The sequence below is a fragment of the Paracoccus kondratievae genome (assembly GCF_009301415.1).
Lineage (GTDB): Bacteria > Pseudomonadota > Alphaproteobacteria > Rhodobacterales > Rhodobacteraceae > Paracoccus > Paracoccus kondratievae.
Genome location: NZ_CP045073.1, coordinates 1,277,787 through 1,291,615, shown reverse-complemented (window position 1 = coordinate 1,291,615; position 13,829 = coordinate 1,277,787). Strand labels below are relative to the sequence as shown.

The following is a 13,829-nucleotide window of genomic DNA, read 5'->3' as shown; positions in this document are numbered from 1 at the left end:
ATTCAAAGCTCCGGTACGATCAGATCGGCGATTTCGCCATCTACATGCAAGCGCGCGCCGGTCACAGCCTGCAATTCGTCCAGCGAGATCGCAGGCAGCTTTTCACGCAGCACGAAATGGTCATTTTCGATATCAACCACAGCAAGCGAGGTATAGACGCGCGTCACGCAGCGAACCCCGGTCAGCGGCAGGGTGCAGCTTTCGACAAGTTTTGGCATGCCATCCTTGGTGACGTGATCGGTCAGGACGGCGACACGTTTCGCGCCATGGACCAGATCCATCGCGCCGCCAACAGCCGGCACGCCACGCGGTCCGGTGGACCAGTTCGCCAGATCACCGTTCTGCGCCACCTGATAGGCGCCAAGGATCGCGACATCCAGATGCCCGCCCCGCACCATGGCGAAACTGTCGGCATGGTGGAAAAACGCCGCCCCGGGATTAAGGGTAATGGCCTTTTTGCCAGCATTGATCAGGTCCCAATCCTCTTGTCCGGCGGGCGGGGCCTCGCCAAAGCCAAGGACGCCGTTTTCGGTATGGAACACCGCCTGACGGCCGGGGGGCTGGAACCTGGCCACCATCTCGGGAAAGCCGATGCCCAGGTTCACATAGGCACCGTCAGCGATGTCCTGCGCCGCGCGCCAGGCGATCTGGGCGTTGGAAAGCCTGGTCGTCATGCCTGCACCTCGGGATAGACCGCATTGGCGCGGTTCAGCGCCTCTTCCTGCGCGGGGTTTGCGACTTCGACGACGCCATCGACAAATATGCCCGGCGTCACCACATGTTCAGGATCAATGCAGCCCGGCGCGACCACCTGTGTCACCTGCACGATGGTTCGTGCCGCCGCCATCGCCATCAGGGGCGAGAAATTGCGCGCCGCCATGCGATAGGTCAGGTTGCCGTGATGGTCGCCAAGTTCGGCCTTGATCAACGCCACATCGGCCTTGAGCCAGCGTTCCTGGACATACTGCCTGCCCTCGAACTCTGCGACCGGCTTGCCCTGCGCCAGATCGGTGCCATAGGCGGTCAGAGTGTAAAAAGCCGGAATGCCCGCGCCACCGGCCCGGATCCGTTCGGCCAGCGTGCCCTGCGGGACGAGTTCCAGCCCGATCTCTCCGGCAAGGTATTTCTCGGTAAAGACACGCGGATCAGCCGAGCGCGGGAAAGAACAGACCATCTTGCGCACCATTCCCTGCTCGATCAGCGCAGCAATACCGACATGGCCGTTGCCAGAGTTGTTGTTGATGACCGTCAGGTCACGGGGGCTGCCGGTCGCCAGACAGCGGTCAATCAGCGCATGGATCAGCTCGATCGGCGCGCCCGAGCCGCCGAAACCGCCGATCATCACTGTTGCGCCGTCCGGGATGTCGGCAACCGCCTCGGCCAGACTGGGGATGCGTTTGTCCATGTGTCCTCTTCTGCAGGTACGGACAGGTTGTTGCCCATAGAGCCACCAGCAGGCCAGAGACTCCGTGCGGATGTTGACATTTGTTCAAATTGTGGAAAATCCTGTGCGCATGGTGAACAAAACTGACTTTATCGCCTCGCTTGCCAAAGGGCTGAAGGTGATCGAAGCCTTTCGGGCCGAGCAACCGCGCCTTTCAATCACTGAGGTCGCCGAGGCGACCGGCCTTGACCGGGCGACCGCGCGGCGCTGTCTTTTGACCCTGCACGAGCTTGGCTACGCCGATTACGACGGCAAGTTCTTTACCCTGACCCCGCGTGTCCTGCGTCTTGGCATGGGGGCAATGGCGGCAATTCCACTGGCGCAACTGGTGCAGCCCTGGCTTGACCAATTGTCCGAACAGATCGGCCAAAGCACCTCGGTCTCGATCCTCGACGATACCGAGATCGTCTATCTTGCCCGTGCAGCACAGCGACGGGTCATGTCGATCGGGCTGATGCCGGGCTCGCGCCTGCCGGCGCATTGCACCTCAATGGGGCGGGTGCTGTTGGCCGCCCTGCCCGAGCCCGAGGCCCGCGCCATTATCGAACGTTCTGACCTGACCCCGCGCACACCCTTTAGCCTGACCGCGCCGGCTGAGATTATGGCCCGTCTTGGTCAGGTCCGGGCCGAGGGCCATTCGCTTAACGATCAGGAGGTCGAGCTGGGTCTGCGCTCGCTTGCCGTGCCGCTGTACAATATTCATGGCCGGGTGGTCGCGGCACTGAACACCGGCGTGGCTGCGGTCCATGCCCCGGCGCAGGAAATGGCCGCGCTGTACCTGCCGCCCCTGCTGAAGGTGCAAGAGGGGCTGCGCCGCGTCCTGCGCTGACCGATTATTCCACATCATGGAATGATAGACGCGCGGAACCTTGCTTTTACAAATCCGGGTGCAGAATTTTCCTTGCGTTCCGGCAAGAATCGTTCAGAAATCTGCATCAGACAAGGCGGCTACCGCGTCCATATGGTGGATCGGTGTCAGGGGAGGGGAGGCCCCCGCCGCCATGGGAGGGACAAGATGCAATTGACCGACACCCAGCCCGAGGGAGAGCTGGCCCTAGGCGGTATCGAGGCGCTGGCCGAGCCAAAGCGCGCCGAGCGTTGGATGCGCCCTGTTGAAATCATCGCTGCCGGCCTTTTGGTGGTGATGATGGTCACCGTGCTGGCCAATGTCTTTTTTCGCTATGTGCTGACAAAGCCGCTGATCTGGGGGGATGAGGTCGCCTCGATCAGTTTCATCTGGATGGCGATGCTGGGCGCGGCTCTGGCGGTGGACCGGCACGAGCATATGCGGCTGACCGTATTCCTGCCGCTGCTGCCCGGACGGGTGGCACGCGTGGCCGAGATCGTGGGGCAGGTTCTGGTCTGCATCCTGCTGCTGCGGCTTTTGCCGGTAGCGGTGGAATATGCCTATGAGGAAAGCTTTGTCCGCTCTCCCGCGCTGGGGCTGCCGATGTCATGGCGCGCCTCGGCCCTGCCTGCCGGGATCGGGCTGATGACATTTCTGTCGCTGCTTGCGGTGCTGCGCACCCGCGAATGGCGGATAATCGGGGCCACGCTGATCGTAACGGCGGCGGCAGTCGCGGTGCTGTGGTATGCACGCCCTGCCCTTTTGTCGCTGGGCAACTGGAACCTGCCGATCTGGCTGGGGCTGCTGGTCGCGGTGCTGCTGTGCATAGGGGTGCCCATTGCGTTCTGCTTTGCGCTGGGAACGCTTGCCTATCTGACCTTTGCCAGCCACGCGCCGATCTTTGTGATGATGGGCCGCATCGACGAAGGCATGTCCTCGCTGATCCTGCTGTCGGTCCCGGTCTTTGTTCTGTTGGGCTGCATTCTTGATGCAACCGGCATGGGCAAGGCCATCGTGAACTTTCTTGCCTCGCTGCTTGGCCATGTGAAGGCGGGGATGAGCTATGTGCTGCTCGGCTCGATGTTTCTTGTATCGGGGATCTCGGGTTCAAAGGTCTCGGACATGGCGACGGTTGCCCCGGCGCTGTTTCCCGAAATGCGCCGCCGCGGCCATTCCGCGCCCGAGATGACGGCGCTGCTGGCGACTGGCGCGGCCATGGCCGACACGGTCCCGCCTTCGATCGTGCTGATCGTGCTTGGCTCGGTCGCGGGGGTGTCGATTGCGGGGCTGTTCACCTCGGGCTTTGTCATCGCCATGGTGCTGCTGGTGGTGCTTGCCGTGCTTGCGCGCTGGAAAGCCCGGGGCGAGGATATGTCGGGCGTCAAACGCGCAACCCCGGTGCTGATCGGCAGGGCGCTGCTGATTGCTGCACCGGCTTTGGTCCTGCCCTTCATGATCCGCAGTCTTGTTGCCAGCGGCGTTGCGACAGCGACCGAGGTATCGGCCATCGCAGTCGTCTATGCCTTTATCATCGGGGTCGTGCTTTACGGCGGCATCCCGCTGCGCCGCGTGGGCGCGATGCTGGTCGAGACTGCCGCCATGTCGGGTGCAATCCTGCTGATCCTTGGTGCAGCCTCGGCCATGGCCTGGGCGCTGACACAATCGGGCTTTGCCCGCGACCTGATGACCGTGGTTACCGGCCTGCCGGGCGGCTGGGTCGTGTTCATGCTGGCCTCGATCGCGATCTTTCTGATCCTTGGCTGCGTGCTGGAAGGGCTGCCGGCCATCGTGCTGCTGGCGCCGATCATGTTCCCCATCGCCCGAGGGCTTGGCATTCACGACATCCATTACGCCATGGTCATCGTCACGGCCATGAACATCGGCCTGATGGCACCGCCCATCGGCATCGGCTTTTACATCGCCTGCAAGATCGCCAATGTGCCCGCCGATCAGGTCATGCGCCGGATCTGGCCCTATCTTGCGGCGCTGATGATCGGCCTTCTGGCCATCGCTGCCGTGCCCTGGTTCTCGACCGCATTGCTATGATCCAAACAACCTCGGGGAGGAGGAAACCATGAAAATCAACCGTCGCAGCGTCCTGATGGGGGCCGCCGCCGGGGCGCTGGCCGCGCCCTTTATCCGCACCGGCGCAGCCCGCGCCGCCGAATTCAGCTACAAGATCGCCAATAACCAACCGCTAGAACACCCAAGCAACGTCCGGCTGATCGAGGCGGTCAAGGCGATCCTTGAGGAAACCTCGGGCGCTGTGGACATCCAGATCTTTCCGTCCAACCAGCTTGGCGCCGATACCGATGTGCTGGGTCAGCTGCGCTCGGGCGGGGTCGAGTTCTTCCAGCTGTCGCCGATCATCCTTTCGACGCTGGTGCCGAACGCCTCGATCAACGGTGTGGGCTTTGCCTTCCCGGATTACGACACGGTCTGGAAGGCGATGGACGGCGAGCTGGGTGCCTATGAGCGCGGACAGATCGAGGCCGCGGGCCTCGTCGTGATGGACAAGATCTGGGACAACGGCTTCCGCCAGACCACCTCCTCGACCAAGCCGATCACCTCGCCCGAGGATCTTCAGGGCTTCAAGATCCGCGTGCCGGTCAGCCCGCTGTGGACCTCGCTTTTTTCGGCCTTTGGGGCGGCTCCGGCCTCGATCAACTTTGCCGAGGTCTATACTGCGCTGCAAACCGGCATCGTCGATGGTCAGGAAAACCCGCTGGCGATCATGAAGGTCGCCAAGCTGTGGGAGGTGCAGAAATACCTGTCCATGACCAACCATATGTGGGACGGGTTCTGGCTGCTTGGCAACCGCCGTGCCTGGGCCGCCCTGCCCGAGGAAGCCCAACAGATCGTCGCCAAGAACTTCAACGCCGCCGCCGAACGGCAACGCGCCGACGTGATGGAGCTGAACGCTTCACTGCGTGGCGAGCTTGAGGGACAGGGCTTTGTCTTTAACGACGTCGATCCCAAACCGTTTGAGGACAAGCTGCGCGAGGCGGGCTTCTATACCGAATGGAAAAAGACCTACGGCGACGAGGCGTGGGAGATCCTTGAGACCGCCATCGGTCGCAAGCTCGCCTGACATGACCGGACAGCCCGCCCCATCCCCCGCACCCCCTGCGCCTGAGCCCGCCGGCGGCGGCGCGCAGGCGGTGGCGCGGGCGCTGTCGCTGCTGTCGCTGGTCGGCAGGGGTGGCAGCGCGGGATCGGGGCTGGCGCAGCTTGCCGTTGCAACCGGGCTTGCACGACCGACAGCACGGCGGCTGCTGCTGGCGCTGACCGAGGCGCGCATGGTCGAGCAGGACCGCCACACCCGCCGCTATCATCTTGGTCCCGAAGCGTATCTGCTGGCCTCATTCGCGGCCGAGCGGCACGGCATCCTGCATCACGCGCGCGACTCCATGCTGCGGCTGGCGCGCGACACTGGCGATACGGTGCTGCTGACCGTGCCACAGGGCGACCACACGCTTTGCCTTGAGCGGATCGAGGGCGATTTCCCGGTCCGGACCCATGCTCTGATGCGCGGCGACCGCAAACCAGCGGGCGTCGGCGCAGGGGCGCTGGCGATCCTTGCCGCCCTGCCGGTGGCCGAGGCGGATGCGCTGCTACAGCGGACGGCCCCGCTGACCGAGGCGATGGCCCCCGGCCTTGCCCCGGCACTTATCGAGGATCTGGCGCGCGCGCGGGCCAGCGGCCATGCGCTGAACCCCGGTCGGGTCGTGCCGGGATCGTGGGGCCTGGGCGTTGCAATCCTGTGGCCCGATGGCCGCCCGGCGGGTGCGCTGTCCATCGCTGCAATCGACAGCCGCATGGGCGAGGCCCGTCAGGCCGAACTGACAGCCATGCTGCACCACGAAGCGCGGCTGACCGAAACCCGTCTCGCCGCGCTTGAGACGCAACCCGAAAGGAACATCGCATGACGGATCCGCTGATCGTCGGCTGGGCGCATACGAAATTCGGCAAGGCCGAAGCGCCCGACACCATGGCCCTGATGGCCGAAGTTGCGCGCCCGGCGCTGGACCACGCCGGGCTTGGCCCCGAGGCCGTCGATGGCATTTTCGTCGGGGTCTATAACAACGGCTTCTCGCGGCAGGATTTTCAGGGCGCTCTGGTCGCCATGGGTACCCCCGAACTGGCGGGCGTACCCTTTATGCGCACCGAAAACGCCTGTGCCACCGGCTCGGCCGCGCTTTACTCGGCTGCGGATTTCATCGCCTCGGGGCGTGGCAAGGTCGCGCTGGTGATCGGCGCCGAAAAAATGAGCGCGACCCCCGGAGATCAGGTCGGCGACATCCTTTTGTCAGCAAGCTACGTCCCGGAAGAGGGCGACATCCCCGGCGGATTTGCAGGCGTTTTTGGCCGCATCACCGACACCTATTTCCAACGCCACGGCGACCGCTCGGAAGAGCTGGCGATGATCGCCGCAAAGAACCACGAAAACGGTATGCGCAACCCTTATGCGCATATGCAAAAGCCCTTTGACGTCGCTTTCTGCAACACTGTCTCGGACAAGAACCCGCGGGTGGCGGGACCGCTGCGGCGCACGGATTGTTCACTCGTCTCGGACGGGGCTGCGGCGCTGGTGCTGGCCGCGCCCGATGTGGCGGCCGATCTGCAACGCGCCATCCGCTTTCGCGCCCGGGCGCAGGCGGGCGATCTGCTGGCGCTGTCGCGGCGCGACCCCATCGCCTTTGACGGCCCGCGCCGGGCATGGGCAGCGGCGCTTGAACAAGCCGGGCTTGGTATCATGGATCTGGCGCTGGTCGAGACCCATGACTGTTTCACCACCGCCGAGATGATCGAATACGAGGCCATGGGCCTGGCCGAACCCGGTCAGGGCTGGCGCGCCATCCGCGACGGCGTGACCCGCCTTGACGGTGCGTTGCCGGTGAACCCCTCGGGCGGGCTCAAGTCGCGCGGCCATCCGATCGGCGCAACCGGCGTCTCGCAACATGTCATGGTCGCGATGCAGCTTTGCGGTGATGCTGGCGAAATGCAGGTGCCGGGCGCCACACTCGGCGGGGTATTCAACATGGGCGGCGCAGCAGTCGCCAGCTATTGCTCGATTCTGGAGCGGATGAAATGACCGAACCCATCGGCGGCCTGAACCCGGTCTCGACCCGGGTGATGAACCTTGCCACTTTTCTGACCCAGGCAGCACGGCGGGACCCTGACGGCGTCGCGCTGGTCATGGGCAATGCGCGCTGGAGCTGGCGCGAGTTCGAAGCCCGCGCCGACGCCCTTGCCCACGCGCTGCAAACCCGCTTTGGCCTGCAAAAGGGCGACCGGGTCATGTGCCAGTCGCAGAACTGCATGGAGATGATGCAGGCCATGTTCGCGGTCTGGCGCGCCGGTGGCGTCTGGGTGCCCGCGAACTTTCGCCAGACGCCCGAAGAGGTGGCCTATCTGACACAATCCTCGGGCGCGGCACTGATGTTCTGCAACGCGGGCTTTCCCGATCACGCCGCCGCCTGCGGGGTAACGACGCTGGTCTTTGGTCAGGCGGACTTTGGCCCCTCGGTGCAGGATATCACCGAGGCGCATCTGGGCCAGCGCCCCGAAGTCGCGGTGGTGGATCGCGACGACCCGTGCTGGTTCTTCTTTACCTCGGGAACGACGGGACGGCCCAAAGCCTCGGTCCTGACCCACGGGCAAATGGCCTTTGTCGTTACAAACCATCTTGCTGACCTGATGCCCGGGCTGACGGGCGACGATGCCTCACTGGTCGTCGCGCCGCTGTCCCATGGCGCGGGGGTCCATCAGCTGACGCAGGTGGCACGGGGGGTCAAGACCGTGCTTTTGCCGTCCGAACGTTTCGATGTTGCGCAGGTCTGGGATCTGGTGCGGGAATGGCGTGTCTCGACCATGTTTACGGTACCGACGATCCTTAAACTGCTGGTCGAACATCCGGCGACAGCCGGGGCCGATACCTCATCGCTGCGCTATGTGATCTATGCTGGCGCGCCGATGTACCGGGTCGATCAGCAAAAAGCGCTGGACACGCTTGGCAAGGTGCTGGTGCAATATTACGGGCTGGGCGAATGTACCGGCGCAATCACCGTCCTGCCCGCCCATCTGCACGAAACCGGGGAAGGTCCAAACGTCCGCATCGGTACCTGTGGCCATGCACGCACCGGGATCGAGATCCAGATACAGGACGATCAGGGCCGCGAACTGCCGCCCGGCCAGACCGGAGAGATTTGCGTGATCGGCCCCGCCGTCTTTGCCGGCTATTACCAGAACCCACAGGCCAATGCGAAATCCTTTCGCAACGGCTGGTTCCGCACCGGGGACCTTGGCCATATGGACGAGGCGGGCTTTGTCTATATCACCGGACGCGAATCCGACATGTTCATCTCGGGCGGCTCAAACGTTTACCCGCGCGAGATCGAGGAAAAGATCCTGACCCACCCCGCCATCTCTGAGGTCGCGGTGCTTGGCATCCCCGACCCGCTGTGGGGTGAGGTCGGCTGGGCGGTCTGCGTTGCCCACGCCCCGGTCAGCGAAGCAGAGCTGACCGAATATCTTGGGCCCAGGGTCTCGCGCTACAAACTTCCCAAACGCTTTCTGTTCTGGGACGCGCTGCCGAAATCGGCCTATGGCAAGATCACCAAAAAGATGATCCGCGAAGAGCTTGAGGCCCGCGGCCTGCTGGAGAAAGCACCGGCATGAGCCCCGACACGCGGATGGTCCATCCCGGCCCGCGCGCCACAAGCCGCGCCGAGGTGCGGCGCGCCGTGTTGCGCCCTGTCAGGGGGCGGCTGCGCGCGGGTCAGACGGTCATGCAGGCGGTGGGCGATCTGTTCGCCTCTTGCGGCTGCAAGGGCGGGGTGTTGTCGCTTGCCGGGCTTTGCTGCGGGCCGATGCGTTATGTGCTGCCCGACCTGTCCACCGACGGGCTGCATGCGGCGTGGTATTCCGAGACGCACGCCCCGCCGGGCCTCTGGACAATCCACAGCGCCACCGCCACCGTCGGCTGGAAAGAGGGCGCGCCCTTTCTGCATTGCCACGGCATCTGGTCGGATGGGCGCGAAACGGCCATGGGGCACCTTTTGCCCTTTGACTCGGTCATTGCCGAGGACGTCACGGTCGAAGGGCTTGGCGCCCCCGGCACATGGTTCGAGGCCCTGCCTGACCCCGAGACCGCCTTTACCCTGTTCACGCCTGAGGGGGGCGAGGATGGCGCCGCCCTTTTCGCCCGCATCCGCCCGGGCGAGGACGTAGTCACCGCCATCGAAACCCTCGCCGCCAGGCATGGCATCAGCTCGGCAAGGCTGCATGCCGTCGGCAGTATCGACCACATCCGCTTTTCGGACGGGCAGCGTATGGACTGCCTTGCCACCGAACTGCGTTTTGACGACGCCCGGCTGATCCGGGGCACCGCGCATATCCCGATTGAGGTCGTGGATATCCACGGCCATATCGCCCGAGGCGTGCTGGAACGTGGCCCGAACCCTGTGGGCGTCACGCTGGAACTCATCATCGAACCGACAGAGGACCCATCATGAAAACCGCTATCGTCACCGGGGGTTGCCGGGGCATCGGCCTTGCCGCCACCGAGATCTTTCTTGAACAGGGCTGGCGCGTGGCCATGGTCGATCGTGACACCGAAGAGCTGCACCGGGTCGCGGATGGTATGGAAAACGTGCTGGCGGTCGAGGCCGATGTCTCGATTCCCAAGGATGTCGAGCGCATGGTGGCCGAGACAACCGCCGCATTCGGCCGCATTGATGCGCTGGTGAACAATGCCGGGGTCGCGCTGTTTTCGCGCGTCGGCCGCACCAGTTTCGAGGAATGGCGCGAGGTGATGTCGACAAACCTTGACGGCGTCTTTCTGTGCACCCAGGCGGCAGTGCCGGAACTGGCCAAGACGCGTGGGGCAATCGTCAATATCGCCTCGATCTCGGGCCTGCGCGCCTCGACCCTGCGGGTAGCATACGGCACCTCCAAGGCGGCGGTGATCCACCTGACCAAGCAATTCGCCGCCGAGCTGGGCGAACAGGGCATCCGCGTCAATTGTGTGGCGCCCGGCCCGGTCAAGACCAAGCTGGCTGCCGCCGTCCATGCGCCCGAAATCATCTCGGCCTATTACGACGCCATCCCGCTGAACCGCTATGGCGAGGCGCGTGAGATCGCAGAAGCCATCGTCTTTCTATGCTCGGACAAGGCGAGTTTCGTGTCAGGACAGACCCTGGCCGTCGATGGTGGCTTTGACGCAACCGGCGTCGGCCTGCCCGCGCTCAGGCGCGAGAACGAACCGGCCTGACCGCGGGCCGGTGCCGCATCCAACCCGCTGACCAATGCCGGGCCGTGTCACGACATCACGGCCCGGCCGAAAATTGTCTGCAGATATAATCATAACAATATTGCCAATTGCCTGGATTGGATTAATTTCAATCCATGACAATATGGACCCCAGATCCCGGCACCCTGCATCGCCCGGCCTATCTTTCGCTGGCCGAGCAATATGCCCGCGCCATTCGCGACGGGCGGCTGCCCGCTGGCACCCGCCTGCCGCCCCAGCGCAAGCTGGCCGACGATCTGGGATTGTCGGTCCAAACCGTCTCGCGCGCCTATGAAGAACTGATCCGCCGCGGCCTGGTGGTCGGAGAGGTCGGGCGCGGCTCTTTCGTGTTGCCCCCGGGGGGCGAAAACTCACCACCCTATCTGGCAGAGCGGCAGCGCGAACTGATCGACCTGTCGATCCTCAAACCCGTGACCGAGCATATGCATGTCGAGACCTTCCGTCAGGGCCTGCATTGGGTGGCCGAAAATCTGACGGCTTCGGCCGCGCTGTCCTTCCGTCCGAACTCGGTCCTGCCGAAACACCAGCAGGTCGCCGCAGACTGGCTGCGCCGTCATGGCGTCGACACCGCACCGCAAAATATCACCATCACCGACGGCGCCACCTCGGCCATCACCACGGCGGTGATGAGCGCGGTCCCGGCGGGCGGCACTTTGGCGGCCGCCACGCTGACCCATCATCTGTTGATCCCGCTGTGCCGCTATCTGGGCCTGCATCTTGAGGGACTGCCCGTCGATGAGGACGGCATCATCCCCGAGGCGCTGGATCATCTGGCCCGCAAGGGCTGTTTGCGGGCGCTGTATATGCAACCGGCGGCAATCAATCCCATGGCAATCATGACCAGCACCCAACGTCGCGCCGAACTTGCCGATATTGCCCGTCGGCATGATCTGCTGATCATCGAAAACGACATGCTGAACGCGATGATTCCCGACCGGCCGACGCCCATGGCGGCACTCGCGCCCGAGCGGGTGCTGCATATCAACGGCTTTACCAAGACCACGCTGCCGGGCCTGCGGGTTGCCTGGCTGGTGTCTCCGCCCCAGATCGCCTCGACCGCCGCTAACCGGCATCTGGTGACAAACTGGATGGCCACACCCGCCATGGTCGAATTGCTGAGCCATTGGATCAGTGACGGCACGGTGGACCGGCTGATCGGCTGGCAACGCGAGGCGTTGGAACAGCGCCACCGCATCGCCCGTGAGGTGCTGGGCGCAACCCCGTTTCGCGCACATCCCCAAAGCCTGCACATCTGGCTGGAACTGCCCGAAGGTCGCGACGAAGAGGAGTTTGTCGCCCAGGGCCGCCAGCGCGGCGTCGCCATCGCTTCGGGCCGGGCCTTCCGGCTGAGTGAACGTGGACGCCGCGACGCGGTGCGAATCGCCCTTGGCTCGACCAGCACAGATGAGCTGCACCGGGGCCTAGCACTGGTCGCCGATGTACTGAACGGCACCTCGGAGCCGTTGCTTCCGCTGATCTGATGAGCAGATCAAAGCTAAAAATTGTTATGATATTATTTTAATATTGACCTGATTTGATCTCGCTGCAAAGCTCTCCTCAGCAACAAAGGGGGACGCCTTTGGACCAGCCGATCATCCGCATCCAGAATTTGCAGAAATCCTTCGGGACGCTGACAGTTATCGACGGGCTGAACTTTGATGTGGCCAAGGGTGAAAAGCTGGCGCTGATCGGCCCCTCGGGCTCGGGCAAGACCACGATCCTGCGCATCCTGATGACGCTGGAAGGGATCTCGGGCGGACGGATCGAAATCTGTGGCGAACCGCTGTACCACATGCAACGCAATGGCGCCGAGGTCCCCGCGGATGAGGCGCATCTGCACCGGATGCGTCGCTACATCGGCATGGTATTTCAGCATTTCAACCTGTTCCCGCATAAATCGGTGCTGCAAAACATCACGCTCGCCCCCATGCTGACCAAGGGCGAGACGCGGGCAGCGGCCGACAAGCGGGCGCGCGAATTGCTTGATATGGTCGGCCTGGCCGATAAGGCCGGCTACATGCCAAGCCAGCTTTCGGGCGGCCAGAAACAACGCGTCGCCATCGCCCGCGCGCTGGCCCTTCAGCCCCAGATCATGCTCTTTGACGAGGTGACCTCGGCTCTTGACCCTGAACTGGTCGAAGAGGTGCTCGAAGTGATGAAGCGCCTGGCTGCCGAAACCGACATGACCATGCTGCTCGTCACTCACGAGATGGGATTTGCCCATGACTTCGCTGATCGCGTCCTGTTCTTTGACCGGGGCCGCATCGTCGAACAGGGTCCGCCCAAGCAGATCTTTACCGCGCCGGCAGAGGACCGGACGAAGTCCTTCCTGCGCAAGATCATCGCCGCCGGACAGCGCGTGTGATGCAACCCAACAGGAGAGAATGATGAAAAAATGCCTGATCGCCTTGGTTTTGGTGGCCGCGCCGCTGCCGGCCCTTGCCGACAAGCTAGATGACCTCAAGGAACAGGGCTATGTCCGCATCGCCATCGGCAACGAACCGCCCTATACGGCTGTCGCCTCGGACGGCAAGGTCTCGGGGGCGGCACCGGATGTGGCACGCGCGGTCTTTGAGCGGCTGGGGATCAAGGATCTTGAGGCCTCGATTGCCGAATATGGCGCGATGATCCCCAGCCTTCAGGCCGGGCGGGTCGATGCGATCACCGCAGGTCTGTTCATGAAACCCGAGCGGTGTCAGGCCGTCGCCTATTCCGAACCGATCCTTTGCGATGCCGAGGCACTGCTGCTGCCCAAGGGCAACCCAAAGGGCTTTAAATCCTATGCTGACATCGCCAACGACCCTGCGGCAAAGCTTGGCGCGCCGGGCGGAGGCACCGAGGAAAAGCTGGCGCTTGATGCGGGCGTGCCGCGCGACCGGCTGATCGTGGTTCCTGATCCGCAATCGGGGCTGAAGATGGTGCAGGACGGCCGTATCGACGCCTATTCGCTGCCGGTCCTGTCACTCAACGATCTGCTTAAGAAATCGGGAGACGCGAACCTTGAGGTCTTTGCCCCGGTCGAAGGCGCCCCGGTTTATTGCGACGGCGCGGCCTTTAACAAAAAGGACACCGCCCTGCGCGACGCCTTTGACGTCGAGCTGGCCAAGCTGAAAGAATCGGGCGAGTTCGCCAGCATCGTCGAGCCTTACGGCTTTTCGGCACAGGCGGCGATGTCGACGACGCGCGATCAGCTCTGCGCGGCGCAGTAACCTCTGGGCGGGGGG

General features: G+C 63.8%; 13 protein-coding genes. 11 read left to right on the top strand and 2 right to left on the bottom strand.

The annotated features are described in order from the left end of the window. Positions 1-2: 2 nt before the first annotated feature. Positions 3-674 carry a 3-oxoacid CoA-transferase subunit B gene (locus F8A10_RS17725; protein WP_010394596.1) on the bottom strand — a complete coding sequence of 224 codons (672 nt, stop codon included), beginning with the start codon at positions 672-674 and terminating at the stop codon, positions 3-5. Continuing rightward, positions 671-1,405: a 3-oxoacid CoA-transferase subunit A gene (locus F8A10_RS17720; RefSeq protein WP_152368047.1), complete on the bottom strand. Its 735-nt coding sequence runs from the start codon at positions 1,403-1,405 to the stop codon at positions 671-673. The genes F8A10_RS17725 and F8A10_RS17720 overlap by 4 nt, the downstream gene beginning before the upstream one ends. A gap of 109 nt (positions 1,406-1,514) precedes the next feature. Between F8A10_RS17720 and F8A10_RS17715 the strand changes: the two genes are divergently transcribed. The 11 genes from F8A10_RS17715 (at position 1,515) to ehuB (ending at position 13,814) form a co-directional block, all read left to right on the top strand. Then, a complete protein-coding gene (locus tag F8A10_RS17715; protein WP_152368046.1) occupies positions 1,515-2,273 on the top strand; it encodes an IclR family transcriptional regulator domain-containing protein in 759 nt (252 codons plus the stop codon). Between the two features lie 186 nt (positions 2,274-2,459). After that, the gene (locus tag F8A10_RS17710) at positions 2,460-4,337 is read left to right on the top strand and encodes a TRAP transporter large permease (RefSeq protein WP_010394603.1); all 1,878 of its coding nucleotides are present in this window, start codon (positions 2,460-2,462) and stop codon (positions 4,335-4,337) included. Between the two features lie 28 nt (positions 4,338-4,365). Next, the gene (locus tag F8A10_RS17705) at positions 4,366-5,382 is read left to right on the top strand and encodes a TRAP transporter substrate-binding protein (protein ID WP_010394605.1); all 1,017 of its coding nucleotides are present in this window, start codon (positions 4,366-4,368) and stop codon (positions 5,380-5,382) included. A gap of 1 nt (position 5,383) precedes the next feature. Continuing rightward, a complete protein-coding gene (locus F8A10_RS17700; protein WP_152368045.1) occupies positions 5,384-6,220 on the top strand; it encodes an IclR family transcriptional regulator in 837 nt (278 codons plus the stop codon). Further along, a complete protein-coding gene (locus tag F8A10_RS17695) occupies positions 6,217-7,386 on the top strand; it encodes an acetyl-CoA acetyltransferase (protein ID WP_152368044.1) in 1,170 nt (389 codons plus the stop codon). The genes F8A10_RS17700 and F8A10_RS17695 overlap by 4 nt, the downstream gene beginning before the upstream one ends. Then, complete coding sequence (locus tag F8A10_RS17690; protein ID WP_152368043.1) at positions 7,383-8,972, top strand: acyl-CoA synthetase; 1,590 nt, start codon at positions 7,383-7,385, stop codon at positions 8,970-8,972. The genes F8A10_RS17695 and F8A10_RS17690 overlap by 4 nt, the downstream gene beginning before the upstream one ends. Beyond that, complete coding sequence (locus F8A10_RS17685) at positions 8,969-9,808, top strand: PCC domain-containing protein (protein ID WP_152368042.1); 840 nt, start codon at positions 8,969-8,971, stop codon at positions 9,806-9,808. The genes F8A10_RS17690 and F8A10_RS17685 overlap by 4 nt, the downstream gene beginning before the upstream one ends. Further along, on the top strand, positions 9,805-10,566 hold the full coding sequence (locus F8A10_RS17680) for an SDR family NAD(P)-dependent oxidoreductase (protein WP_010394615.1): 762 nt from the start codon (positions 9,805-9,807) through the stop codon (positions 10,564-10,566). Before F8A10_RS17685 ends, F8A10_RS17680 begins: the two co-directional genes overlap by 4 nt. Positions 10,567-10,700: 134 nt before the next feature. Then, positions 10,701-12,086, top strand: a complete 1,386-nt coding sequence (ehuR, locus tag F8A10_RS17675) for a MocR-like ectoine utilization transcription factor EhuR (protein WP_152368041.1) — start codon at positions 10,701-10,703, stop codon at positions 12,084-12,086. A gap of 98 nt (positions 12,087-12,184) precedes the next feature. Then, a complete protein-coding gene (gene ehuA / locus F8A10_RS17670) occupies positions 12,185-12,970 on the top strand; it encodes an ectoine/hydroxyectoine ABC transporter ATP-binding protein EhuA (RefSeq protein WP_152368040.1) in 786 nt (261 codons plus the stop codon). 19 nt (positions 12,971-12,989) lie between these two features. Beyond that, positions 12,990-13,814 (top strand): ectoine/hydroxyectoine ABC transporter substrate-binding protein EhuB, encoded by an 825-nt coding sequence (gene ehuB, locus F8A10_RS17665; RefSeq protein WP_010394621.1) that lies wholly within the window; start codon positions 12,990-12,992, stop codon positions 13,812-13,814. Positions 13,815-13,829: the final 15 nt, after the last annotated feature.